The organism is Lysobacter sp. ISL-50 (assembly GCF_018612875.1).
Taxonomy (GTDB): domain Bacteria; phylum Pseudomonadota; class Gammaproteobacteria; order Xanthomonadales; family Xanthomonadaceae; genus Lysobacter.
In genome coordinates this window covers 118,317-141,766 of the sequence record NZ_JAGGRI010000001.1, presented here as the reverse complement: position 1 = coordinate 141,766, position 23,450 = coordinate 118,317, and the positions used below count along the sequence as shown (strand labels likewise).

General features: G+C 65.7%; 22 protein-coding genes and 1 tRNA gene. 20 read left to right on the top strand and 3 right to left on the bottom strand.

All coding sequences use genetic code 11. From position 1 onward, the window contains the following. Positions 1 to 68: 68 nt before the first annotated feature. From ybgC to J7J50_RS00495, 15 genes are all read left to right on the top strand, one after another. Positions 69 to 524, top strand: a complete 456-nt coding sequence (gene ybgC / locus J7J50_RS00565) for a tol-pal system-associated acyl-CoA thioesterase (RefSeq protein WP_215058770.1) — start codon at positions 69 to 71, stop codon at positions 522 to 524. 168 nt (positions 525 to 692) lie between these two features. Next, positions 693 to 1,475, top strand: a complete 783-nt coding sequence (gene tolQ / locus J7J50_RS00560) for a protein TolQ (protein WP_215058773.1) — start codon at positions 693 to 695, stop codon at positions 1,473 to 1,475. A gap of 93 nt (positions 1,476 to 1,568) precedes the next feature. Beyond that, positions 1,569 to 2,021 carry a protein TolR gene (tolR, locus tag J7J50_RS00555; RefSeq protein ID WP_057944045.1) on the top strand — a complete coding sequence of 151 codons (453 nt, stop codon included), beginning with the start codon at positions 1,569 to 1,571 and terminating at the stop codon, positions 2,019 to 2,021. Then, positions 2,018 to 2,971 (top strand): TonB C-terminal domain-containing protein, encoded by a 954-nt coding sequence (locus J7J50_RS00550; RefSeq protein ID WP_215058776.1) that lies wholly within the window; start codon positions 2,018 to 2,020, stop codon positions 2,969 to 2,971. The genes tolR and J7J50_RS00550 overlap by 4 nt, the downstream gene beginning before the upstream one ends. Then, entirely contained in the window at positions 2,971 to 3,456 is a 486-nt protein-coding gene (locus J7J50_RS00545) for a TonB C-terminal domain-containing protein (protein ID WP_215058778.1), read from the top strand. The genes J7J50_RS00550 and J7J50_RS00545 overlap by 1 nt, the downstream gene beginning before the upstream one ends. Positions 3,457 to 3,670: 214 nt before the next feature. Then, entirely contained in the window at positions 3,671 to 4,990 is a 1,320-nt protein-coding gene (gene tolB / locus J7J50_RS00540; protein WP_215058780.1) for a Tol-Pal system beta propeller repeat protein TolB, read from the top strand. Positions 4,991 to 5,084: 94 nt separating this feature from the next. Beyond that, complete coding sequence (gene pal, locus J7J50_RS00535; RefSeq protein ID WP_215058782.1) at positions 5,085 to 5,603, top strand: peptidoglycan-associated lipoprotein Pal; 519 nt, start codon at positions 5,085 to 5,087, stop codon at positions 5,601 to 5,603. A 46-nt stretch (positions 5,604 to 5,649) separates the two neighbouring features. After that, the gene (gene ybgF, locus J7J50_RS00530; RefSeq protein ID WP_215058784.1) at positions 5,650 to 6,453 is read left to right on the top strand and encodes a tol-pal system protein YbgF; all 804 of its coding nucleotides are present in this window, start codon (positions 5,650 to 5,652) and stop codon (positions 6,451 to 6,453) included. Positions 6,454 to 6,461: 8 nt separating this feature from the next. Continuing rightward, a complete protein-coding gene (gene queE, locus J7J50_RS00525; RefSeq protein ID WP_215058786.1) occupies positions 6,462 to 7,139 on the top strand; it encodes a 7-carboxy-7-deazaguanine synthase QueE in 678 nt (225 codons plus the stop codon). A gap of 340 nt (positions 7,140 to 7,479) precedes the next feature. Then, on the top strand, positions 7,480 to 8,178 hold the full coding sequence (gene queC / locus J7J50_RS00520) for a 7-cyano-7-deazaguanine synthase QueC (protein ID WP_215058788.1): 699 nt from the start codon (positions 7,480 to 7,482) through the stop codon (positions 8,176 to 8,178). Between the two features lie 113 nt (positions 8,179 to 8,291). Beyond that, a tRNA-Lys gene (locus J7J50_RS00515) sits at positions 8,292 to 8,367 on the top strand. Between the two features lie 2,525 nt (positions 8,368 to 10,892). After that, positions 10,893 to 11,609 (top strand): hypothetical protein, encoded by a 717-nt coding sequence (locus J7J50_RS00510; RefSeq protein ID WP_215058790.1) that lies wholly within the window; start codon positions 10,893 to 10,895, stop codon positions 11,607 to 11,609. Positions 11,610 to 12,090: 481 nt separating this feature from the next. Next, on the top strand, positions 12,091 to 13,314 hold the full coding sequence (chrA, locus tag J7J50_RS00505) for a chromate efflux transporter (protein ID WP_215058792.1): 1,224 nt from the start codon (positions 12,091 to 12,093) through the stop codon (positions 13,312 to 13,314). 118 nt (positions 13,315 to 13,432) lie between these two features. Further along, positions 13,433 to 13,867 (top strand): GNAT family N-acetyltransferase, encoded by a 435-nt coding sequence (locus J7J50_RS00500; protein WP_215058794.1) that lies wholly within the window; start codon positions 13,433 to 13,435, stop codon positions 13,865 to 13,867. A 214-nt stretch (positions 13,868 to 14,081) separates the two neighbouring features. Continuing rightward, the gene (locus tag J7J50_RS00495) at positions 14,082 to 14,504 is read left to right on the top strand and encodes a hypothetical protein (RefSeq protein ID WP_215058796.1); all 423 of its coding nucleotides are present in this window, start codon (positions 14,082 to 14,084) and stop codon (positions 14,502 to 14,504) included. A gap of 8 nt (positions 14,505 to 14,512) precedes the next feature. Here J7J50_RS00495 and J7J50_RS00490 read toward each other — a convergent pair whose 3' ends face one another. The 3 genes from J7J50_RS00490 to J7J50_RS00480 are packed head-to-tail and all read right to left on the bottom strand — an operon-like array spanning position 14,513 to position 17,745. Next, positions 14,513 to 15,643 (bottom strand): ABC transporter substrate-binding protein, encoded by a 1,131-nt coding sequence (locus tag J7J50_RS00490; protein ID WP_215058798.1) that lies wholly within the window; start codon positions 15,641 to 15,643, stop codon positions 14,513 to 14,515. Then, positions 15,640 to 17,028: a sensor histidine kinase gene (locus tag J7J50_RS00485; protein ID WP_215058800.1), complete on the bottom strand. Its 1,389-nt coding sequence runs from the start codon at positions 17,026 to 17,028 to the stop codon at positions 15,640 to 15,642. The genes J7J50_RS00490 and J7J50_RS00485 overlap by 4 nt, the downstream gene beginning before the upstream one ends. A 6-nt stretch (positions 17,029 to 17,034) precedes the next feature. Next, entirely contained in the window at positions 17,035 to 17,745 is a 711-nt protein-coding gene (locus J7J50_RS00480; protein ID WP_215058803.1) for a response regulator transcription factor, read from the bottom strand. 483 nt (positions 17,746 to 18,228) lie between these two features. Between J7J50_RS00480 and J7J50_RS00475 the strand changes: the two genes are divergently transcribed. The 5 genes from J7J50_RS00475 to J7J50_RS00455 all read left to right on the top strand — a co-directional run bounded on the left by J7J50_RS00475 (position 18,229) and on the right by J7J50_RS00455 (position 23,426). After that, positions 18,229 to 19,224, top strand: coding sequence for a glycoside hydrolase family 6 protein (locus J7J50_RS00475; RefSeq protein WP_215058805.1), 996 nt, complete (start codon positions 18,229 to 18,231; stop codon positions 19,222 to 19,224). 213 nt (positions 19,225 to 19,437) lie between these two features. Then, a complete protein-coding gene (locus J7J50_RS00470) occupies positions 19,438 to 19,677 on the top strand; it encodes a hypothetical protein (RefSeq protein WP_215058807.1) in 240 nt (79 codons plus the stop codon). A gap of 243 nt (positions 19,678 to 19,920) precedes the next feature. Next, entirely contained in the window at positions 19,921 to 20,439 is a 519-nt protein-coding gene (locus J7J50_RS00465) for a M23 family metallopeptidase (protein WP_215058809.1), read from the top strand. A gap of 98 nt (positions 20,440 to 20,537) precedes the next feature. Beyond that, entirely contained in the window at positions 20,538 to 21,404 is an 867-nt protein-coding gene (locus J7J50_RS00460; RefSeq protein WP_215058811.1) for a PhzF family phenazine biosynthesis protein, read from the top strand. Between the two features lie 573 nt (positions 21,405 to 21,977). Next, the gene (locus tag J7J50_RS00455) at positions 21,978 to 23,426 is read left to right on the top strand and encodes a collagen-like triple helix repeat-containing protein (RefSeq protein WP_215058814.1); all 1,449 of its coding nucleotides are present in this window, start codon (positions 21,978 to 21,980) and stop codon (positions 23,424 to 23,426) included. Positions 23,427 to 23,450: the final 24 nt, after the last annotated feature.

Sequence of the window (23,450 nt, the reverse complement as noted above, 5' to 3'; positions counted from 1 at the left end):
GGAGCCTGACTCTTGATCCGCGATCCCTCATCCCCGATTTCCGACTCCCGCCTCAACAGGAGCGGCTCTTGACTTCCGATTCCCCATTGCCGATTCCCAATTCCCGGCTATTCAGTTGGCCGACACGCGTGTATTGGGAAGATACCGATGCTGGCGGCGTGGTGTATCACGCCCAATATCTGGCGTTTCTGGAGCGCGCGCGCAGCGAATGGGTGCGTGCGCTGGGTTACGGCCAGGACGGTTTGCGCCGCGACCACGGGCTGTTGTTCGTGGTCGCCGGCATGCAGATCGGCTTCCTCAAGCCGGCGCGGCTGGACGATGCGCTGGAGGTCACGGTGGAACTGCGGCGCTGCCGCCGCGCCAGCCTGATCTTCGCGCAGACCGTGCGGCGCGGCGCGGAGATGCTGATCAGCGCCGAGGTACGGGTCGCCGCGGTGGACGCCGAGCATTGGCGTCCGTGCGCGATCCCGCCCGCGTTGCTGGCGCAACTGCAGGCGCAGGAAGCGCCCGGCGACGGCGGCTGAGCGCATCCGCGGCCCGCCCGGCGCCTTGCACCGCGCTTCACGAACTTCGCTGTAAAAACTTCCGCACCAAATTACCGTTCGACCCCTCCACACCCCGCGGCTCGTTGACTCCCCACGGACCGCGCTGCCCCATCACAGGCCCGCGTATCGGGCTACGGAGAACCAAGCATGACGTCATCGCTGATCGCGCTTCTGGCCACGACTGTGCAAGCCCTGCCGGAGGAAGCCGCCCAGGCCGTGACGCAAGGCGCCGCGGCGGCCGCCACGGCCACCGCCGGCTTCAATCTGTGGGATCTGGTGATCAAGGCCAGCCTGCCGGTCCAGCTCATCATGGCCCTGCTGGTGGTCGCCTCGATCACTTCGTGGTTCATCATCTTCCGCAAGTGGAAGGTGATCCGCCGCGCCAGGTCCGAGGCCGACCATTTCGAAGAACGCTTCTGGTCGGGCGCGGAGCTGTCCAAGCTGTATGCCGGCACCACCGAGCGCGCGCGCTCGATCGGCGGCCTGGAGGCCATCTTCGAAGCCGGCTTCCGCGAGTTCAACCGCATCCGCCAGCGTCGCGGCGTCGATGCCCGCGCCCAGCTCGAAGGCGCCCAGCGGGCGATGCGCGCGACCGGTTCGCGCGAGCTCGACGGGCTCGAACACAACCTGGAACTGCTGGCCAACATCGGCTCGACCTCGCCCTACATCGGCCTGGTCGGCACCGTGTTCGGCATCATGGTGACGATGCATTCGCTGGTGTCCACCACCAAGCAGGTCGGCATCGCCGACGTCGCCCCGGGCATCTCCGAGGCGCTGCTGGCCACCGCGATGGGCCTGTTCGTGGCGATCCCGGCGGTGTGGGCCTACAACCGTTTCGCCACCGGCGTGGAGCGTCTGGCGGTGCGGTACGACGCGTTCTCGGAAGAGTTCTCCTCGATCCTGCAGCGGCAGTCGCACCTGGACGAGTGATGCGGCCCGCGCCGATCGCCACTCCGCCCAGCCCGCGCTCAGCGCGACCGCTGCGCTCGCCGTAAATCGAGCGCAACCGACGAGGAATCCGCCATGTCCGGCACCGCTATCCGCCGCCCGCGCAAACGCAAGCTCAAGGCCGAGATCAACGTCGTGCCTTACATCGACGTGATGTTGGTGCTGCTGATCATCTTCATGGTCACCGCGCCCTTGCTCAGCCTGGGCGTAGACGTCGAGCTGCCCAAGTCCAACGTCAAGTCCATCGACGCCAAGAACGATCCGATCGTGGTCAGCGTCGATAAGGACGGCCACTACTTCCTGGCGCTGAAGGCCGGCAACAACGAAGCCGTCAGCCGCGACACCCTGGCGACCAAGATCGGCGCCCTGGTCAAGCAGAACGGCAAGGACAAGCTGCAGGTGTTCATCGCCGCCGAAGGCACGGCCAATTACCAGAAAGTCTTCGACGCGATGAAGGTGCTGCAGGACGCCGGCGTGGAAAAAGTCGGCCTGATGAGCCAGCCCGAGCAGCGGAGCCGGGCGCAATGAGGGAAACCCGCGCCGACACCGCGCAAGCCGCGATCGTGGCCGTGCTGCTGCACGGCCTGCTGATCGTGGCCATTTTCCTGAGCATGCTCTGGAATTGGCAAAGCGAGCAGGTGGCCGCCGCGGGCTCGCCGATTTCCTCCGAACTCACCGACATCAGCGACCTGTCGGCGGCGATGCAGCGCACCTTGCGCAATCGTCCCAAGCCGGTGGAAACGCTGCCCACGCCCGAGCCGGAAGACGCGGCGCCCTTGCCGCAACCGATCCCGGAGCCCAAGCCGCAGGACGCGCCCGCGCCGCAGCAGCAGGCGCCGCAGGATTTCATCCCGGTGCCCGACGACACCAGCCAGGAGCAGGTGGTGGACACGCCCACGCCCAACCGCGCCGAAGAGCAGAAGGTGCAGGAAGCCAAGGCGCGCCAGGAACAGGTCGATCTGACCGAGCAAAAACGCCAGGAAGAAGCGCAGCAACAGCAGCGCCTGGCCGCCGAGCAGCAGGAAAAACTCAAGGAACTCGAAAAGATCCGCGCCGAACGCGCCAAGCTGCAGAAGCAGACCAGTCTGGCCGAGCAGAAGCTGCAGCAGCTCGCCGACGCGCGCGCCGCGAACGCCAGCCAGAACGCGGCGACGCCGTCGCCGTCGCAGCCGGCCGGCAACGAAGGCGTGGACGCCGGCCTGGCCGCGCGCTACGCCGCCGCGCTGCAATCGGCGATCGTGCAGAAGTGGACGCGTCCGGACACCGTGCCGATCGGCGCCGGCTGCCGGCTCAACATCCGCCAATTGCCCGGCGGCAACGTGATCTCGGTGGAAGTGGTCGAGCCTTGCGGCTACGACGAACAAGGCCGGCGTTCGATCGAGGCCGCCGTGCTCAAGGCCCAGCCGCTGCCGTACGCCGGCTTCGAGAAAGTGTTCTCGCGCAACCTCAACCTCAACTTCAAGGCCGAGGACCGCTGATGGCCGCCTTCGCCGCCGCGCGGAATTCGCGCCTGGCCTGGCTCGCCGCCGTGGCGGCGATGGCCGTCGCCGCGTTCGCGCCGCCGGCCGCCGCGCGCCGTCCCGAGCCGATGGGCGCGGACTGCTCGCAGCCCGAGCGCTGCCTGCCGCAAAACCAGCTGCGCTATTACGAGCTGCTGCGCGAAAACATCCTGCAGCACTGGCATCCGCCGTCCAGCGTCGCCGCCGACAGCACCTGCACCCTCGACCTGCGCCAGTTGCCGGGCGGGCAGGTGGTGGCGGTGAAGGCGGTCGATCCCTGCGATCTCGACGAGGCCGGCCGCAGCTCGCTGCTGGCGGCGGTGCGGGCGGCCCAGCCGCTGCCGTACGAGGGCTACGAACAGGTGTTCCAGCGCCAGCTGCGGCTGAATCTGCGCGCGCAGGAGCCCGACGAGGCGGAAGACAGCCGGGTCAAACGCTGGTGGAGGCGTCTGCGGGAGCGCTGAGACGCTCTGGCCGCCGAACGGCGTTGTGCCGAAGCGGTCCGGATGATCGCGAATTTTCGCCTCCAATCCGCGCCGATCCGTGCCGTTGACGACCGTTGGGGCGACCGAGCCTGCCGGAAATGCAAATTGACCCCAGGTTTTGAGCCCACGTTCACTCAACAGCGTTAACAATGCCGAACCTGAACAAACCCCCGTTGAACCCCACGGAGTGCCGATGAAACGATCCCTGCGCTGGCTGGCCTCACTGCTGGCTCTCCTGCTTCCCCTCGCCGCCGCGGCCCAGCAGCAAGGGTTGGAGATCGACATCGTCGGCGGCAACGCCTCGGCCACGCCGATCGCGGTCGTGCCGATGCCCTACCAGGGCGGCGGCGCCGCGCCGCCGACCGACATCGCCGAAGTGGTGCGCAACGACCTCAACCGTTCCGGCCAGTTCCGCGGCCTGCCGGTCGAGCAGATGACCGCCAAGCCGACCAAGGGCAGCGAAATCAGCTATCCGGATTGGCGCGCGCTCAACCAGGACTACATCGTCGTCGGCCGCGTCGCCGACGCCGGCGCCGGCAGCTACCGGGTCGAGTACGAGCTGTTCGACGTGGCCAAGCAGCAGCGCCTGCTGGGCTTCGCCCTGACCGCGCGCTCCAACGCGATGCGCGATGTCGCCCACCAGATCGCCGACGCGGTGTACGAGAAGATCACCGGCGTGCGCGGCGCGTTCTTCACCCGCATCGCCTACGTGACCGCCACCGGCCTGGGCCGCGGCAGCAACTTCGCGCTGATGGTCGCCGACTCCGACGGCTACAACCCGCAGACCGTGGTGCGCTCGCCCGAGCCGCTGGTGTCCCCGTCGTGGAGCCCGGACGGCAACAAGCTGGCCTATGTGAGCTTCGAGGGCGGCAATTCCTCGATCTACATCCAGAACATCGGCACCGGCAGCCGCGAGCTGATCGCCAAGTTCCGCGGCATCAACGGCGCCCCGGCGTTCTCGCCCGACGGCCGCCGCCTGGCCCTGACCCTGTCGCGCAGCGGCAACCCGGAGATCTACGTGATGGACCTGGGCAGCAAGGCGCTGACCCAGCTGACCAACCACTTCGCCATCGACACCGAGCCGACCTGGTCGGCCGACGGCGGCAAGATCTATTTCACCTCCGACCGGGGCGGCAAGCCGCAGATCTACGTGGTCGCCGCCAGCGGCGGCGGCGCCACCCGGGTGACCTTCCAGGGCAGCTACAACGCCAGCGCCGACGTGTCCTACGACGGCAAGAAGATCGTCACCGCGCAGGGCGCCGGCAGCACCTACCGCATCGCGATGATGGATTCCAGCCTCGGCTCGCCGCGCTGGAGCACGTTGTCGCCCGGCTCGCTCGACGAGTCGCCGAGCTTTGCCCCGAATGCCTCCATGATCATTTATGCTGCGCGCGAAGGACGCCGTGGCGTGCTGTATGCCGTTTCCGCCGATGCCCGGGTGCGCCAGCGCCTGGTGCTCGCGGACGGCGACGTGCGCGAACCGGCCTGGGGACCTTACCGGCTGCCGCGCTGAAGCGCCGGCCGACCCCATGCGCAGATCGCGCCAGCTCGCCCGCTGACCCCCGAACGACTCCTGCCCCACGCTATAAACTGACGAGGAATACCCCATGAACAACGCTGCCCGCATTTTGCTCGCCGCCGTGCTCTGCACCGCGGCCGTCGCCTGCTCGAAGAAGGTCAAGGAAGTTCCGCCGACCGAAACCACCGGCCCGTCCACCAGCCAGCCCTCCGATAACGGTCCGGTCGCCTCCGGCGCTTACGGCCCGAACGACCTCGACACCGACGCCTGCCTGCGTCAGCGCGTGGTCTACTTCGACCTCGACCAGGATTCGCTGAAGCCGGAATTCCAGGCCATCGTCGGCTGCCACGCCAAGTACCTGCGCGACCGTCCGTCCTCGCGCATGACCCTGGAAGGCAACGCCGACGAGCGCGGCAGCCGCGAGTACAACTTCGGCCTCGGCGAGCGCCGCGGCAAGGCGGTGTCCTCGGCGATCCAGGCCAACAACGCCTCGGGCAGCCAGATCACCGTGACCTCCTACGGCGAAGAGCGCCCGGTGTGCACCGAGTCCAACGAAGACTGCTGGGCCAAGAACCGTCGCGTCGAGATCGTCTACACCGCCAAGTAAGCCGCGGTCGTAAACATCCACGCTATACAACGAAGGCTTATCAGCGATGCGTAAATTCGCACTAGCCTTGGCGATCGTGGCGGCCTCGACGGCCGCCACGCCCGCTTTTGCCCAGCGCGCCAGCCTGGCCGACCGCGTCGCGGTGCTCGAGCAGCGCGCTTCGGACAATCAGGCCAATCTCGACCTGCTCAACCAGGTCACCCAACTGCGGACCGAAATGCAGGCCTTGCGCTCGCAGATCGAAGAACTGCAGCAGCAAAACAAGCAGTTGCAGGACAGCAGCAAAGCCCAGTACCTGGACACCGACAACCGCCTCAACCGTCTCGAAGGCGGTGCCGGCGCGCCCGCGGCGCCCGCCGCCGGTCCGCCGCAGGCGTCCGCTCCGACACCGCCGCCCGCGGCGGTGAGGGACACCCCGCCGAGCGTGCACGGCGATCCGGGCCTGATCGCCCAGAGCGGCGACGAACGCGCCGCCTACGACACCGCCTTCGGCGCGCTCAAGGCCGGGCAGTACGTCGAATCGGCGCGGCTGTTCCAGGAATTCCTGGCCGCGCACCCGGGCGGCACGTATGCGCCGAACGCGTTGTACTGGCTCGGCGAAAGCTATTACGTCACGCAGAATTACCAGCTCGCGCAGGAGCAGTTTCAGGCTCTGCTCGATCGCTATCCGACCCACGACAAGGCCGCCGGCGCCCTGCTCAAGGTCGGTCTGGCCCAGTTCGGCCTGAAACAGGTCGATGCCGCCGAGCGCACGCTCGCCGACGTCGCGACCCGCTATCCCGGCACCGACGCGGCCCGCACAGCCTCCGATCGCCTCAACGCGATCCAGCTGAGCCGGCTGCGCAACTAAGGTTTCCCATGAACGCCGTTGTCACCCAGACGGCCGAGGCGCCGTCCGAGCGCCTGCGGCTGACCGAAATCTTCCTGTCGCTGCAGGGCGAATCCAACAGCATCGGCTGGCCGACCGTATTCGTGCGCCTGACCGGCTGCCCGCTGCGCTGCCAGTACTGCGACACCGCCTACGCCTTCCACGGCGGCGAATGGTGGGATTTCGAAGCCATCCTGGCCGAGGTCGCCCAACACGGCGCCCGCCACGTCTGCGTGACCGGCGGCGAGCCGCTGGCGCAGAAGCGCTGCATCCAGTTGCTGCAGAAGCTGTGCGACGCCGGCTACGAGGTCTCGCTGGAGACTTCCGGCGCGATCGACATCGGCCCGGTCGATGCGCGCGTCTCGCGGGTGCTGGACATCAAGACCCCCGATTCCAAGGAAGCCCACCGCAACCTGTGGAGCAACCTGCCGCTGCTGACCGCGCACGACCAGATCAAGTTCGTGATCTGCAGCCGCGAAGACTACGAGTGGTCGAAGGCTATCGTCGCCGAGCACGGCCTGACCGCGATCTGCGACGTCCTGTTCTCGCCGAGCTTCACCCAGATCAAGCCCAGCGACCTGGCCGACTGGATCGTCGCCGATCGCCTGCCGGTGCGCTTCCAGCTGCAGTTGCACAAGATTCTTTGGAACGACGAGCCGGGAAGGTAGGTTTTAGCCGGGATTGGAGATTCGGGATTCGGGATTCGGGATGCGTTGAAGCGAGGCCGTCCCGTTCCGAAGCGCTGCATTGCAACGCGCTGCTACGTTCCAGATCGCCGGCTTTTTTCGCTCGTCATTCCCGCGAAAGCGGGAATCCAGTGACTTCAGCGCCATGTCGCGACGCAGCCCTGGATGCTCGGCTCCGCCGAAGTAAAGCGAAGCCGCGTTCGCAGAAATAACGAGCAAACCACCAACAAGCCGGTTTAGCCTTTCCCGATTCCCGATTCCCGATTCCCGATTCCCGATTCCCGATTCCCGATTCCCGATTCCCGCCCCAGAGCCCGCCCCCATGAAAAACGCCGTCGTTCTAGTCTCCGGAGGCATGGACTCCGCCGTCGTCATCGCCATCGCGCGCGAACAGGGCTTCGCCGTGCACGCCTTGAGCGTGCGCTACGGCCAGCGCCACACCTCCGAACTCGACGCCGCCGCGCGCGTCGCCGTGTCCCTGGGCGCGGTCGCGCACAAGACCGTCAGCGTGGACCTGCGCAGCATCGGCGGCTCGGCGCTGACCGACGAGACCATCTCGGTCCCGCTGGACAACGACGGCCACGCCATCGGCATCGCCGCGGCCAAGGACGACATCCCCGTCACCTACGTCCCGGCGCGCAACACCATCATGCTGTCGATCGCCCTGGGCTGGGCCGAAGTGCTCGGCGCCAACGACATCTTCTGCGGCGTCAACGCCGTGGACTACTCCGGCTACCCCGACTGCCGCCCCGAGTTCGTGGAAGCCTTCGAGCGCCTGGCCAACCTGGCGACCAAGGCCGGCGTGGAAGGCGCCGGACTGCGCGTCCAGGCCCCGCTGCAGTTCATGAGCAAGGCCGACATCGTCCGCGAAGGCCTGCGCCTGGGCGTGGATTTCAGCCAGACCGTCTCGTGCTACCAGGCCGACGACGCCGGCCGCGCCTGCGGCCACTGCGACGCCTGCCGCCTGCGCGCCGAAGGCTTCAACGCCGCCGGCGTGCCCGATCCCACGCACTACGTCTGACCCCGCCCGCGCCGCGCCACTGAACGCGAATCGCCGGGGGGCCTGACCGGCGGCGCAAGCTTTGTTAGAATGCCCGGCCCGGCGCAGCGCCAGGGACCGAATCGCACCACTTCGGGTCGTTAGCTCAGTCGGTAGAGCAGAAGACTTTTAATCTTTTGGTCGAAGGTTCGAATCCTTCACGACCCACCAAATAAAAGAGGCACTTAGGGCGAACCCTAAGTGCCTTTTTTCTTGTCCCGGGAAAATTCGCGCTCGGCAGCAGGTTTCACGATAGTTACTTCATATCGCTGTTGCATCTGCGCGTCGCGACGCACGGAGCCGTAAGCCGTTGGCGCTGAAACACGCGCTCGGGAAATTCGTTCGGCGCGGCCTGGGCGATGGCAAATACTTCTTCATCCGGAGCTGAGCGAATGAACATGGGTACGCGACCGACAGCGTTTTCCACGTCATGGAACCGGACATCAATCAAGAGCACGGGGTGCCGTGGTGCGCGAGCGTGCTGCAATCGGCTCTGCTCAACGAATCGGCGACGTTGTTCCGGCGCAAGTATTACCTCAATGGCAGTCACGCCGGTTTCATCATGTACGTCAACGATGCTGCGCAGGATCAGGCCGATATCGACGCGCTGCTAAGGGTGTCGATAACTTCCGCAATTTGCTCCTGTACTTGCCCAACGGCAAGAAAGACGGCGCGCAGGTCTGGCTCATGGAGTACACCTATCAAGGTCGCAAGCTCATACACGCTCGCGTCACGAACTGTGACGGGGAAGTGCACGAGATCGATCTATAAGTTTTCCGGACAATGGGTTGAAGGACCCTTGTCCACCTCAGCGACACGTTTCGTTCGATGAAAATCAACCTGGAACCATTTCTAGTCTATTAAAAGGGAAAAGGTAAGGGCGATTCATCGCCCTTACCATCTTCTTTGTCCATCAGCGGACGACTCTGACTGAAATGATCCGGGGCTTTCCGGAGGGGCAATCCCCTGGCACCCCGCTGATCAGTAACTCAACCCTACGCCCATAAACCCAAGCTTCTCTCAGGATATCGTGGTAGAGCCCACGTCCTGGGTCTTGGACGTCCGAGACATAGCCGGAAAGCCAGATAGGGCATCCAGCCGGATTGATGATGGGAGAGGTAAGTTCGATCGACACCGAGTCGGCACCCCACCCAGCCTCCATAACGTTGATGTAACCCGGTGCAGTACGAGCTGGGTCGTTAGCAGCCCAAGCAGGCAGGCCGATCAAGGCCGAAGCGGCCAATAGCACGACGGCGAACGACTTCCGAAACTGATTATGCTTTGCGAGCATGAGATATCTCCTTGTGATCGAACTAAAGAATGGTGGCGTTGGGCGGTTTCCCGCAGCCCTAATAGCTAGAGCCGGACGCCGACGTCGAATCGTTCTGACAGGAGTGAAGGCGGTTGCTGATTCTGTTTGGAGAACGCCCTCAGCTTCACGCTAGTAGCAGAGCAAGTGCCGCACCATCGCATCACGATGCGATGGTGCGGCATCGCAGTGGGATTTGCTTTCGCTGCGTACACCTGATTCGGCCGGTGAGCATTAGCCGATGTACACCAACCCCGATCTGAGCGAATGACCCGCAAAGAGTTGATCTGTCGTCTGAGGGGCGGTGTGCTGGGTCTATCGATCCATACAACGAGCCCATCGTGCGATGGCGGTGGAGTATTTTCTCAACAGCCTGTTAGAACAGGTGGAAGAGGGGAATGCGTGGTTTATCGTTTCGTGCGAGTGGCTGTGACAATGATCTGCGTGCGGACTTTGTAGCCAATCAAACGCGACGCCAGCGGGTATCGGAAACCCGAAGGCCCATTCCTAACGGTGTGCGGGCCCGATCAGGGCTTGCGTTAGGGTCGGGAAAATTAGGCTGTCTGATAACGCCTTATCTGCGGGTCTTCGGTAAAAATGAAGGGTCTAAGCTATTGATTCAAAAGCTAAGTCAATCAGACTTTTAATCTTTTGGTCGAAGGTTCGAATCCTTCACGACCCACCAATTAAAACAGGCGCTTAGGGCTAACCCTAAGCGCCTTTTTTCTTGTCCCGGAAAAATTCCTGGGAAAATTCGCGCTCTGCGGCAGGTTCCACGATAGGTACTTCATGGCCGTACCGCTATCGCATCTGCGGCGACTTGTGTCCGCCCGAACGCCTTGTCGTTTCGCGATAGGCGCTTTCCTGTAAATGAATCATCGACGGATCGGATTCGGTGAGCGCGGCGAACTCGGAGAACAGTTCGCGAAACTCGCGATGCGCTTGGCCAGGATGGGACTCGAAGTCGAGCGATCTACCAGCGCGGGCGCCGGCAGGCACTACAGATAGATGGTGTAAAGGCGGGCGCGGCGGGCCTGTTGGAAGCTCGAACCAAGTTTGCGCGCACGTGTCGGACGGCTTGCGAATCGCCGTTGCGCATCCCGGTTTTACTGTCTCATCAGATGCCTGAGACTTGTGTTGGCGCTACTCGCTGCAGGGTGAATAGGCGGAAGACGTCTATGTTCAGTACAAATGCGTACTTGTTCGGCAAGCGGCTCTGAGTCTGAACCCGTATTGCAGGACGTGGGACGTGCTGGCCGTCACGCGGCGCTTCGAAAAGGGGTGTAAGGTCGAATCAGCTGATCGTGCAAGTAGCCGACCTCCGGCTTTCCGCACCCGCCCTAGTTCATGGCGCCTGCGTTCCGCCTCATTCCCGATGAGGGATGCCATGAACCGACATGTCGTGACCCTGCAGCGCGGGGTCAATTCAACCCTTGCCTATATCTCGCTTCGCGATCTGGCTCTGGCGGCATTCGAGCTGCTGCCCTTGGCCAAGAACGTAAGGGTCATGGAGGAGAGCGATACAAGCATCCGTATTCGATATTCGTGGCTGGTGGGGAGGCGACCCAAGTTGCTCACGGCCGAGGAATTCGATCGCTTCGGTCTTGTTTACCTGGAAGTAGCGGAGCGATCGCGTTCGCCGATAGCCGACACGTCTTCGACGATGCGCTCATCAAAATCAAGTCGCAATCCATCGATCCATCAGACTCCGCCTGTCCCGTCGGCGGACTACCGAGAGCGCGCCATCGATGTAGAAGCGGTTCGAGCATTCTGGCTGGCGAACGCGCAGCAGCTACCGTGCGCCCATCTTTTTAGCGGCAGGGAGCTTCTGGCATCCATCGCGGTGGGCATCGAAGCCACATTGCGGAACAAGCCCCCGATACAGATCCAATCCGAATTACGAAACTGCTATGGCCGGCTGGCGGGTGAATCAATTGCCTCATGGGAGCGGGTACTGGCTGTGGCGGAGTTTGTTTTCCAACATGCCGATCTGGACGCGCCCGGATCGGAGGATATGTCCCACAAGCGCTCAGTTGGCGAAGTGGCTACGAAGGTAAGGAAGTCGGTCGAGCCAAGCTCGGCGGTGGAGCACGGATATGGCTAGGTCTGGGTGCACATAAAGCACGGTGAACCTTGGGCTCCTCAACGCGGGTGCTCTCCAGTGCCGCGCAGGTGGGAGAAAAAAATGCGTGAGAAGTGATCGGCGGATTGTGTCGCGATCTGCTTCGGTTGAGTCTGGTAGCCGCCGGCGGGCATATCGAAGAAGGCGATCCTGCGCCAAGCGCCATGGCTCGGATTGGTGGGTGACGGGCGCTGATAGGTGAGCCGACGTCTAGTCCGGCTAGTGGGTCGTGATCCTCCCGGAATCTGCGCAAAGGCGATAGCGGGGCTCTATATCGCAAGCCACTCAATCATCTGATGGGCCACTGGGGTCACCGGCATGATCAAGTCCAGGCAATGCATTTGTCGATGGTTCCGGGCGATGGGGGTGTTCGAAGCTACAAATCTCCGCGGGCAGCCGGCGCTAACAGGCACATGCGTGTTGGTAGCATGGCGTCTGTCTTCGCTTTCGAAGTGAGCCGCTGTTGTCCGATTTAGCCCCCAACGACTCGCCAAGTCCGGGCTCGGCGAGCGAAGTATTCCGGGTGTTCTTGCGACTGGGCCTGACCTCGTTCGGCGGCCCGATCGCTCATCTGGCTTACTTCCGCGAGGAGTTCGTGACGCGGCGAGGGTGGCTGGACGATGCTCGCTTCGCGCAGTTGTTGTCCGTGTGTCAGTTTCTGCCGGGGCCGGCCAGTAGCCAGATGGGGTTTGCGATCGGGCTGTTCCGCGGCGGCTGGCTCGGAGCGCTTGCGGCCTTCATCGCGTTCACGCTGCCATCGGCGCTGTTGATGGTCGGCTTCGCCGCGCTGGCGCCGCAGCTCGGGCACGGCTTGGGCGCGGTGGCGGTGCATGGCCTGAAGTTGGTTGCCGTGGTCGTGGTCGCACACGGTCTGTTGGGCATGGTGCGGCAACTGGCGCCGGATGCGACGCGTGCCCTGATCGCCGCCGGCGCGGCGGCGCTGATCGTATCTACCGGCAGCGCCTGGATGCAGCTCATCGCGATCGCGCTCGGGGGGATGCTCGGGACGTTGGTCTGCAGGCGTGCGGCCGCGGGCGTCGTCGCGGCCTTTCCCATTCGTTACGGCAGCCGCGGCGCGATAGTGTTCCTGAGCGTTTTCCTGCTCGGCTTATGCGGTGCGTTGATGTGGCCGTCTGCGGGTGAGCCCACGATCGCGGGGCTCGCCGCCGCGTTCTACCGGGCTGGGGCGTTGGTGTTCGGAGGCGGTCACGTCGTGTTGCCGCTGCTGCAGGAATCGGTAGTGAAGAGCGGTTGGATGGAGGCGGACAAGTTCCTGGCCGGTTATGGCGCCGCGCAAGCGATGCCCGGGCCGATGTTCTCACTGGGTGCGTTTCTCGGTGCCGAGGTGCCGTTGGATTCGTCGCCTTGGGTAGGTGCGACCATTGCGTTGCTGGCGGTGTTCGTCCCTGGCTTCGTGCTGTTGCTGGCGGTGCTGCCGGTGTGGGGGCGTTTGGCGCAGCGGCCCTGGGCCGCCAACGCGATGGCCGGCGTCAACGCCGCTGTCGTCGGATTGCTGGTTGCGGCGTTCTACGATCCAGTCCTGACCGAAGGCGTGCGCGGCTTTACCGACGTCGCCATCGCGGCGATCGGATTTGCGCTGTTGGCGGTCGTTAGAGTCTCCGCGCTGTGGATCGTGCTGTGGTGCGTGTCCGCGTCCATGGCGATGAATCTGGCCGGATGGACATAGCTGAGCAGCGCCGCCTTTATGCTATCGGCCGTGCATATCGTCAGCCGCTCGAAAAGTGGGTGCGAGGCGGGCGCGTCATCGGCTCGCTGAAAATCGATCAAGCAACAGGGGCGTCACTATGAGTCTGATTTCACCGATTCCCATCGAACAAGAGGCGCTGGCTTTTCTGGCGGGCAGCGGGCTGCCGGTGGCGGACCTTGGCGCAAACTCGACCGTCAGGCTCTTTGCGGCGCGCCGGGGTCAAGCCATCGACGCGATGGTTGGGTTGGAACTCGACGGTCCCCACGTCTTGCTGCGCTCCCTCGCGGTTTCTCCCGCGTTGCGCGGCAGCGGCCTCGGCGTCGCCCTGGTGGGCTTCGCCGAGCGCGCGGCGGCCGAAGGCGGGGCCGTGGGCCTGTATCTTCTGACTACGACCGCGGCCGGTTTCTTCCGGCGACTGGACTTCGTCGATCTCGACCGGACGCACGCCCCGCCGGCCATCGCGGCGACGCAAGAGTTCGCTTCGCTGTGTCCGGCGTCGTCGGCCTTTCTCTACAAGCGGCTTGGGCCATAGCGGCCGGGAAAACAGTCTCCCGCAAGCCGTCATGGCCCTGGAGGTCATGCGAGGCCGCGTATCGACAGCGCGAGCCGTTGATCGGGCGCCGACCAACATCAGCGGCAAATAGCGCGCGCGGCATGGCTGCTATGATGCCGCCCCGCTGGTCGCCGCCGGAATACGCCGCGAGCACGCGCCGGATCATCGCAAACACTTACAAGGAGCGGGTTTGATGGGAATCGTCGGTTTGGCGCTGTTCGGCGCTTTGTGCGGGTTGGCTTTTCTCAACGTCATGGCGTTGATCGCCAAGAACGGCAGCAATCAGCGCGATCATGTGGAATTCGATTCGCAGCAGGACGTGTACGCCATCGTCGATGCCTGGGCCGCGAGCAACGGCTACGCGCTCAAGCACAACCAGGGCGATAAGCGCACCTACCAGAAAGGCAGCGGTTTCCTGACCGCGCCGATGTTCCTGGAACTGGACCGCTCGGGGACGAGGTATTCGATCACCAGCTACGTGCGCATCAACGGCTTCATCATCCAGGGCGATGTCGCGCTGGGCGGCGGCGGGTTCATGGTGAAGGTGCCGCGTTCGCTCGCCAAGAAGGCGCAGAACCAGTTGTTCGAACAGTTGCAGCTCGCGCCGTTGGCGTAAGCGGCGACTCAGCGGGCCGCCGCCGTGGCGGCGCTGTCGGGTGCCAGGTAATTGCGCCATTGCTGCAGAAAGCGCCGCCGCTTCACTTCGTCCAGATAGACCAGGAAGCCCAGGCCCAGCGGCGTGCGCCGCAGGGTCGTGCTGTTCGGGTCCAGGCCCGGGTAGATGCGCGCCGGCGCGGGCAGGTCGGTGCGCGCCGGAATCAGCTTGGCTTCGCGCGCCAGGATGGCCTGTCCGCGCGCCGACAGCAGGTGATCGAGAAAGCGCTGCGCTTCGGCCGGATTGGGCGCGTCGCGCAGGATCAGCGCGGTGCGCGCGACCAACAGCAGATGATCGCGCGGCAGCACGATCCGCAGCGGCGCGCCGCGCTCGATACGCTGCAACGCGTACGAACCGAAGACGCCGTAGGCGACCACCATTTCGCCGGACGAGAGTTGATCGAGCAGCGTGTCCATGCGCTTGAACAAGCGCGCCTGATTTTCGCCGAGCGCGGTCAGCATGGGGCCGGCGTCGTTGCCGAGCAGTTTCTCTTCCTGCGTGGCGATGAAGTACGCCACCGCGCTGTCGCGCGGGTCCTGCAAGGCGATGCGGCCGCGTAACGCATGCTCGGATTCGCGCAACAGCTTCTGCAACTGGCTGCGGGTCTGCGGTACGCGCTGCGCGTCCAGGCCTTGCGTGTTGTAGACCATCACCACCGGTTCGTAACCGTAGGCGAAGACCTCGTCGCGCCAGCGCGCGGCCGCGGGCAGCGTCTGGTTCTGCGGTGAGCGATACGGCTGGCTGTAGCCGTCGTTGACCAGTTTGATCTGCAGGTCGGTGCTGGCGCTCAGCAGCAGGTCGGGGCGTTCCTGCGCCGCCGCCGAACGCACGCTGCGTTGGTAGATATCCTGCGTGTCCAGATGCGAGTAGCGCACCTCGACGCCGGGATGGATGCGTTGATAGTCGAGGATCAACGCGCGCATCAGGCCGACGTTGGCCGATCCGTGCAAGACCAGCCGGCCTTGCCGGGCGATGGACGATTCGAACACGCTGATGCGTTCGTTCTGCTTCGGCCGCGCCTGCGCCGGTGCCAGATACACCACGCCGACCGAAGCGATCAGGAACAGCGCCGTCGTTGCGATCAGTCGCAGCAGTTTCATGCCGCGTCCTTGGGCAGGTGCAGGCGCACGCTCAGGCCGCCGAGCCGCGACGGTGCCAGCACGACGCGGCCGCCGTGGCTTTCGACCACGCGCTTGACGATCGCCAGTCCCAATCCCGCGCCCTGCGCCGAAGCGTTTTCGCCGCGGCCGAAGCGTTCGAACGCGCGCTCGCAATCCTCCGCGCTCATGCCGGGGCCGGCGTCGCTGACGCTGAGCGCGAGCCCGGAGTCGTCCTGCTCCAGCAGCACCTGCACCGGCGAATCGGCGCCGTCGCCGTGCTTGATCGCGTTGTCGATCAGGTTCTTGATCGCCTCGCGCAGCATCAGCGCGTCGCCGTGCAGCGCGGTGTCGCCGGCCTCGCATTCGAAACTCACCCGCGGCCGCGGTTCGGCCAGCGGCACCGATTCGTGCAGGGCCTGGCGGGCGATGGTTTCCAGGTTCAAGGGCTTGAAGTTGTGCAGCTCGGCGCGATGGGTCACGTTGGCGTGACTGAGCAACTGGTTGAGCAGGCGGCTGAGCTTGCCGGAGTGGCGCTCGATCGCGTACAGGCCCTGCCGCCATTGCTGCGGATTGTTCTGGTGCAGCGACAGCTGCGCCTGCGCGCGCAGCGAGGCCAGCGGATTGCGCATCTGGTGCGCGGCTTCGGCGATGTAGGTGCGCAGCACGTCGATGTTGGTGGAAAGCCGCGACATGAAGTGGTTCTGCGCCGCCACCACATGCGACAGCTCGGTCGGCACCGCGCGGGTGATCGGGCGCAGGTCGAACGGTGTGCGCACGCTGAAATCCTGTTCGATCCGCACCAGCGGCTGCAACGCGCGATCGATCGCGAACCACGCCAGCAGCAGAATCGCCACGGTGAACAACGCGATCCAGCCGGTCACATGCCAGACGATGTCCTTGGCGACTTCATCGCGCGCGCGCCGGGTCTGGCCGATCTGCACCAACGCCGCTTCCGGGCCGTCGGCGCTGCTGGCGGCGCGGCGCAGCACGGCGAAGCGCACGGCTTCGCCGCGGTACTGCGCATCGAAGAAACTCGCGTGATCGCTCGCCACCGACGGCGGCCGCGGCAAGTCGTCGTAACCGGTGAGCGTGCGTCCGCCGGCGAGGTAGACCCGGTAGAACGCGCGGTCGTCCGGCGCCGCCGACAGCAGTTCCAGCGCGGCGCAGGGAATGTTCGCCTCCCACTGTCCATCGACCAGGGTGATGCTGTCGGCGATGGTCAGCGCCGAGGCGTTGAGCAAGCGGTCGTAGGACAAATCCGCGGCGCGCCGGCCGTACTGGCTGGCGCCGAAGAACAGCAGCAGCATGCCGACCAGCGACAACAGGCCGATCGACAGCAGCAGGGTGCGCCGGATCGATGGACGCGTGTGTTCGGGTTCGATCATGCGCGCTCAGTCGTGGGCGACGCCGGCCGACGCGGCCAGGACCGGTTCGCCGCGAATGGTCTCGGCCAGATAGCCCGAGCCGCGCACGGTGACGATGCGCAGGAACTGCTGCGGCAGTTTCTTGCGCAGCCGCGCGATGTACAGCTCGACCGTGTTCGAGCCGGCTTCTTCGCTCAGCGCGAACAATCGATTGGTGATCTCGCTCTTGCTGACCACCTGGCCGAGCCGGCCGACCAGGATTTCCAGCAGGCTGTATTCGCGATTGGGCAGGTCGATGGTGCGGTCCTCGAACTTCACCCGGCGCGCGGCGTTGTCCATCACCAGCGGGCCGATGCGCACCAGGCTCGAAGTCTGCGCCTGGCGGCGGCGGGTGAGGGCGCGGCAGCGCGCGCTGAGTTCGCGGAAGTCGAAGGGCTTGCCGATGTAGTCGTCGGCGCCGACATCGAGCGCGCTGATCCGGTCTTCGATGTCGGAGCGCTCGGTCAGCATCAGCACCGGCGTGGCGTCGCCGCGGCGGCGCAGTTCGGCGAGCAGGCTCAGGCCGTCCATGCGCGGCAGGCCGATGTCGAGCAGGATCAGGTCGTAGCGTTCGTGTTCGAGAAAGCGGCAGGCGTTGAGGCCGTCGGATTCGTGGTCGACGGCGTTGCCGGTGCGGCGCAGATGCTGCACCACGGCCTGGGCCAGGTCGAGATTGTCTTCGATCAAGAAAATACGCATTGAAACTCCTGGATGACCTGGATAGCCGTACGCCTTGCGCGCACGGCGCATGCGAAATGAGAGAGGGATTCGACAGGCCGGTCTCGCGCCTGATGCGCCGCGGCCTGAGTCGTTGCCGCAGCTGCGACAGGTCGGCGACAGCCTATCTACTTAGACTGAACGCGTGCTCTGGAGGGAGTGTTCGGTTGCGCTTGATCGTTGTGGTTCGAGCCGGCCGATAGTTGGTGGACGCATGCTCCGGGGAAGGGAGCATGCGTCCACGACTAACACGGCGAATTTTCGGTGTCGATGATTGCCGCGACCAATATTGCAAAGTGTGAGGAATTTAGAAGTGCGGCGCCGGCCTTGCGGTCATTTTGCCAGGCATGGGCGCTTGCGAACGAAGTACAGCTGATGGCTGTAGCAACAAAAACTAGGTATCGCGCGAAACGAACGCGCCGCCGCCAACCATTACCCGTCAATACGTCACTTGCAGGAGGAGACATGCGTCAAACAAACAAGGCCGTGGCATCGAAGGCCCGGAATCATTCCCGCGATCGCGTCGCCCCGGCGGCCTTGCTGCTGGCCGTGGCCGCCGTGTTCGGCAGCGGCAGTGCGATGGCGGCGAACCAGAACAGCGGTTTCTACGTCGATCCCGATTCCAATCCGGCGGTGTGGGTGCGCGATCACGCCTCCGACTCGCGTGCCGGCAAGATCAAGACCTCAATCGCGACCAAGCCGATGGCGCGCTGGTTCGGCAACTGGAGCGGCAGCATCGGCAACGCGGTGTCGCGCTTCGTCGAAGCCGCGCGCGCTGCCGACAAGCTGCCGATCCTGGTCGCGTACAACATCACCAGCCGCGATTGCGGCAGCCATTCCGGCGGCGGCGCGGGCAGCGCCGAGGCCTACCGCACCTGGATTTCCAGCTTCGCCTCCGGCATCGGCAATCGCCGCGCGGTGGTGGTGATCGAGCCCGATGCGCTGGCGCAACTCGATTGCCTTGCCAGCGATCAGCGCGCGGTGCGCATCGGCCTGCTGCAGTACGCCGCGCGCGAGTTCAAGCTGCGCGCGCCCAATGCGCAGGTCTATCACGACGGCGGCAACGCCGGCTGGATCGCCGCGGACGAAATGGCGAGGCGTCTGAATTCGGCCGGCGTCGGCGAGATCCGCGGCTTCGCCCTGAACGTATCGAACTACAAGACCACCGCCGATTCCAACGCCTACGGCGCATCGGTCAAGGCGCAGTTGAAGAGCCAGTTCGGCTACGAGAAACCGTTCGTGGTCGATACCAGCCGCAACGGCAACGGTTCCAACGGCGAGTGGTGCAACCCGGCCGGACGCAAGCTCGGCGTGGTCTCGCAGAACGCCGCCAGCGGCGCGGAGATGTTGTTGTGGGTGAAGGTGCCGGGCGATTCCGACGGCCCCTGCGGCATCGCGCCGAACACGCCGGCCGGCACGTTCTCGCCGGATATCGCCACGCGCCTGATCGACGGGCGTTGATGCGGCCGGCGCTGTGCTGATCGCATAGCGCCCGGGCCGGGCCGCGGACGACTCGCGGCCCGGCACTGTCGCGGCGCGCGCTGTCGCGCGGCCGCGTTGCGTTTCGATTCGATCCGCCGCGTCCGTCGCGGCGGCCGGGGACGCTTGTGCCCGGATTCGGGCGGCCGTGTCGCCGGTTCGGCCGTTGTCGTTGTCTTGTTCTGGAGTGGTCGTATGTCTTCGTTCCCGCATCGCCGCGCCGCGCGGCGCCGGCTGCGCTTTGTCTGGATGCTGGCGCTGTACGCGGCGTTCGTCACCAGCGTGGGCTTGTCGGCCGATCGCGCGGCGTTTCTGGCGCAGGTGCAGGCGCTGTCGGATGGCGACCGGCCGGCGGCCGCGCCGTCGTCGAGCGGACGCGTAATCACGCAAGCCGCGATTGCCGGTTCGCTGACTCGCAACGCCGACGTGCGTTGATGTTCTCGCGCGACGGAGGAGGCTTGCGAGCTTCACGCCGGCGCGCTGTGGTTTCTCCGCCACGTACTCACGGGCCCTACGCCCCCTCGGGCCCGACCGACCGCGCTCTCTTCGGCGGACGTGCGGTTGGCGGAGCGTTGCGGTGCGGTCTCCACTCGTGGATGGAGACCGCTCCGCAGCGGTTTATTCGCGGCGGCGCGCTGGCGCCGTTGTCCATCCCATGATTCTTTCGAGGAAGTTCGCATGCCGGGTTTTTCCGTTCGTCTCGCCGTCGCATTGAGCGCCGCGCTCGCGTTGCCGTCCGCGTTCGCCGCCGCGCCGAAATTCCAGATGCCGTTTCCGTGCAAGCAGGTCTGGCATGGCAATACCCGCGATAACCACAGCCCCAAGCTGGCGGTGGACTTGAGCCGCAGCAACGGCGCGGGCGACAAGGTCGTGGCCGCGGCCAAGGGCCGGGTCAGCAAGGTGCGCAATCTGGGCAACACCAGTTACGGCAAGTACGTGGTGATCGATCACGGCGGCGGCTGGAGCACGCTGTACGCGCATCTGAATTCGTATTCGGTCAAGGTCGGCGACAACGTCGCTCTGGGCCAGGGCATCGGCGCGGTCGGCAACACCGGCACCTCGTTCGGCGCGCATCTGCACCATGAGCAGTTGCTCAACGGCGCCTTGCAGAAGATCAAGTTCAACGGCGCGCAGATCCATTACTTCGACGGCCGCGACAAGTACACCGACTACAAGAGCGCCAACTCCTGTCCATGACCGCCGCGTTGGCAGCGGCCGGATCGAGCCGCCCGGGCCCGAGTCAACAGGCCTAAAGCCACATCGCCGCCGCCGCCCGCGGCCGTTACGATCGGGGCATGAGCCTGCGACGTTATTTGCAACTGGATGTGTTCGCCCATCGCATCGGCGCCGGCAATCCGCTGGCGGTGGTGTTCGACGCGCAAGGCATGGACGATGCGGCGATGCAGTCCTTCGCCGCGTGGATGCATCTGCCGGAAACCATCTTCCTGCTGCCGCCGCAGGCGGGCGCGGATTACCGCGTGCGCATCTTCACGCCGCGCCAGGAATTGGCGTTCGCCGGGCATCCGAGCATCGGCGCAGCGTGGGCGGTGCTGGATGCGCGGCGGGTCGCGGCCGACCGCGTCGAGTTGATCCAGCAATGCGCGGCGGGTTTGCTGCCGGTGAAGGTCGCGCACGATGTCGGCGAGGTTCGCATCAGCATCCGCACGCCGCGCGCTCGTGCTGGCGCGGTCGATGCCGCGCACGGCGCGCTCATCGATGCCGCGCTGGCCGGCGTGGCGCGCGGCGCGTTGGCGCCGGCGTTGTGGGACAACGGCCCGCGCTGGTGGCTGGCCGAACTGGCCGACGCGGCCGCCGTGCGCGGTCTGCGCCCGGATCTGGCCGCCATCGCCGCGCTCAGCGGCGAGGAGTCGCTCGGCCTGGCCGTGTTCGCGCGCAGCGACGAGGCCGGCCATGCCTGGGTGGTGCGGGCGTTCTGTCCGGGCGACGGCATCGCCGAGGACCCGGTCACCGGCAGCGCCAACGCGGCGATCGCATCGGCCTTGCTCGCCGCCGGCCGGGTCGCGCGCGGCGATGCGTACAGCGTCAGCCAGGGACGCGAGGTCGGCCGCGATGGCTATATCGAGTTGCGCATCGACGAGGACGGCGAGGTCTGGATCGGCGGCCGGGTGCAGGCGGTGATCCGCGGCACGGTGGAGTGGTGAGCGTGCCGATTGCGCACGTCTAAATTGCGTAGTCGCTTGACGTAGATGCGCATAATTTACGTAGTTCATCACACTTTCCAGCACCGGCGATCCGCGCAGCCGATCCGGTTTCCGATGGCGCGAGCATCTGTATTGAAGGCGCCATCCGAGTGCCGGTCGGGGCCGCATTAATCCCGAAAGTTGGATCTGCGGCCGCCGACATGGTCGAGTCGATCACACTTTGCAGTGGTAGTTTGCGTGAGTGAAGCGAGGCCGCCCGGGCCTGTCCGTACTTCGCCGCAGGGCGGTTGTCCGCTTTGGTCGGCGGCCTGCGTTCCCGCATGCCGTCGTGAATGAAAATCACGCTTTCTCACGGAAAATGCCGGCTATCGGAAATTTTCGCCGGTCCAATCGGATCGAGCCGTTTCATCACGTGGCCTTAACACTAATCAGGAGCAGCCTGTTCACGGTGCACACGAAATAACACCTCGAATGTGTGTTACCGGCGCACGGCCGGTGTCGCCCCCGCGAACGCAGGCGTAGCGATTAACCCCTAGGGCACGAGGCAGCCCAGAGCTGCATTCGGAGGACGTGATGGACACTCACAGCATTCGTAAGGCCCTTTCCTACAGCCTGCTCGCGGCGTGCATCTTGACGATCACGGTATCCACGACGGGCTGCTCGGGTTCGGGCGGGGTCAAATCCAACTTCAATCCCAATCCGGGCGGTCCCGGCGGCCCGGGCGATCCGGGCGGTCCCGGTGGCCCCGGCGGTCCGGGCAATCCCGGCGGTCCGGGCGGACCCGGCAATCCCGGTGGTCCGGGCGGACCCGGCAATCCGGGCGGTCCCGGCGGTCCTGGTGGTCCGGGCAATCCCGGCGGCCCCGGCGGCCCCGGCGGCCCCGGCGGCACCAGCCTCCCCGGCAATCCGGTCGGTTCGATCGTCACCGTCGCCGGCAATCTGTTGACCGGCATCGGCACCGGCGTGAGTACGCTCGGCGCGCAGATTCCCAATCAGGCGCTGCTCGGCGGCAGCAATCCGACCACGCAGGGACTGGCCAAGGTCGTCGACGACCTGGGCAAGACCGTCAGCGGGCTCGGCATCTCCACCAGCAGCGGTCTGGGCCAGATCGGCAATATCAGCAACCCCGTCGGCACCACCGTCGGCGGCGTCGACAACCTCGTGGTCAACGTAGGCACCACGGTCGATGACCTGGGCAAGACCGTCGCCACGGTCGGCGCCTTCCAGGGCTCGCCGATCCAGCCGCTCACCAGCGCGGCTGGCGGACTGGTGTCCGGCGTCGGCACCGGCGTGAAGTCGGTCGGGACCAAGCTCGGCGGCGTGCTCGAAGGTACCCAGGGCCAGCAGTTGACCGGCGCGTTGAGCCAGGTGCTCACGCCGATCGCGGGCCTGGGTCAGGTCAACGGCGGCACTACCGGCGGCAGCGGCGGCGGCAATCTGGTCGCCAACGTGTCGCGCGGCGCGGGCGGCGTGGTCGGCGGCGTGGCTTCGGCCGGCAATACGCTCGGCGCGGCCATCGGCGGCGCACCGGTACCGGGCGGCGCGACCAATCTGGTCGGCGGCGCGGTGCAGGGCGTCAGCGGCAATCTCGGCACGGTCGGCGCGGGCATCACCGCGGGCCTGGGCAATGCCGGTTCGATCGCCAACCCGGTCGGCGTGACCGCGGCGGGCGTGACCACGGGCGTGGCCGGACTCGGCGGCACCGTCGGCGCCGTCGGCACCGGTCTGGCCAGCACCGGCGGCAATACGCCGCTGGCGCCGGTCACCAGCCTGGTCGGCAGTGTCGTTTCGGGTGTGGGCGGGGGCGTAAGTCAGGTCGGCAATACAGCCACGGCGGCCGTGAACGGTCCGCTGCAGCCGGTTACCCAGGGGCTGAGCACGGTCGTCAACGGCGTAGCCGGGGCGACCGGGCTCAACAACGCCAACGGTGGCCTGCTCGGCGGCGTGATCGGCGGCACGGACAGCGGCAAGGGGGGCTTGCTCGGTACCGGCCTGCTCGGCAAGAAGGGCAACAAGCCGTAAGCGGTGTGTGACCCAGCGCGCGGG

Coding starts and splice junctions, on each gene's coding strand:
- J7J50_RS00480 (WP_215058803.1), bottom strand. CDS start 17,745: ATGCGTATTTTCTTGATCGAAGACAATCTCGACCTGGCCCAGGCCGTG.
- J7J50_RS00485 (WP_215058800.1), bottom strand. CDS start 17,028: ATGATCGAACCCGAACACACGCGTCCATCGATCCGGCGCACCCTGCTG.
- J7J50_RS00490 (WP_215058798.1), bottom strand. CDS start 15,643: ATGAAACTGCTGCGACTGATCGCAACGACGGCGCTGTTCCTGATCGCT.
- J7J50_RS00460 (WP_215058811.1), top strand. CDS start 20,538: ATGAGCCTGCGACGTTATTTGCAACTGGATGTGTTCGCCCATCGCATC.
- J7J50_RS00545 (WP_215058778.1), top strand. CDS start 2,971: ATGGCCGCCTTCGCCGCCGCGCGGAATTCGCGCCTGGCCTGGCTCGCC.
- J7J50_RS00455 (WP_215058814.1), top strand. CDS start 21,978: ATGGACACTCACAGCATTCGTAAGGCCCTTTCCTACAGCCTGCTCGCG.
- tolQ (WP_215058773.1), top strand. CDS start 693: ATGACGTCATCGCTGATCGCGCTTCTGGCCACGACTGTGCAAGCCCTG.
- J7J50_RS00550 (WP_215058776.1), top strand. CDS start 2,018: ATGAGGGAAACCCGCGCCGACACCGCGCAAGCCGCGATCGTGGCCGTG.
- J7J50_RS00510 (WP_215058790.1), top strand. CDS start 10,893: ATGAACCGACATGTCGTGACCCTGCAGCGCGGGGTCAATTCAACCCTT.
- J7J50_RS00495 (WP_215058796.1), top strand. CDS start 14,082: ATGGGAATCGTCGGTTTGGCGCTGTTCGGCGCTTTGTGCGGGTTGGCT.
- J7J50_RS00500 (WP_215058794.1), top strand. CDS start 13,433: ATGAGTCTGATTTCACCGATTCCCATCGAACAAGAGGCGCTGGCTTTT.
- tolR (WP_057944045.1), top strand. CDS start 1,569: ATGTCCGGCACCGCTATCCGCCGCCCGCGCAAACGCAAGCTCAAGGCC.
- J7J50_RS00475 (WP_215058805.1), top strand. CDS start 18,229: ATGCGTCAAACAAACAAGGCCGTGGCATCGAAGGCCCGGAATCATTCC.
- J7J50_RS00470 (WP_215058807.1), top strand. CDS start 19,438: ATGTCTTCGTTCCCGCATCGCCGCGCCGCGCGGCGCCGGCTGCGCTTT.
- ybgF (WP_215058784.1), top strand. CDS start 5,650: ATGCGTAAATTCGCACTAGCCTTGGCGATCGTGGCGGCCTCGACGGCC.
- pal (WP_215058782.1), top strand. CDS start 5,085: ATGAACAACGCTGCCCGCATTTTGCTCGCCGCCGTGCTCTGCACCGCG.
- queE (WP_215058786.1), top strand. CDS start 6,462: ATGAACGCCGTTGTCACCCAGACGGCCGAGGCGCCGTCCGAGCGCCTG.
- queC (WP_215058788.1), top strand. CDS start 7,480: ATGAAAAACGCCGTCGTTCTAGTCTCCGGAGGCATGGACTCCGCCGTC.
- J7J50_RS00465 (WP_215058809.1), top strand. CDS start 19,921: ATGCCGGGTTTTTCCGTTCGTCTCGCCGTCGCATTGAGCGCCGCGCTC.
- tolB (WP_215058780.1), top strand. CDS start 3,671: ATGAAACGATCCCTGCGCTGGCTGGCCTCACTGCTGGCTCTCCTGCTT.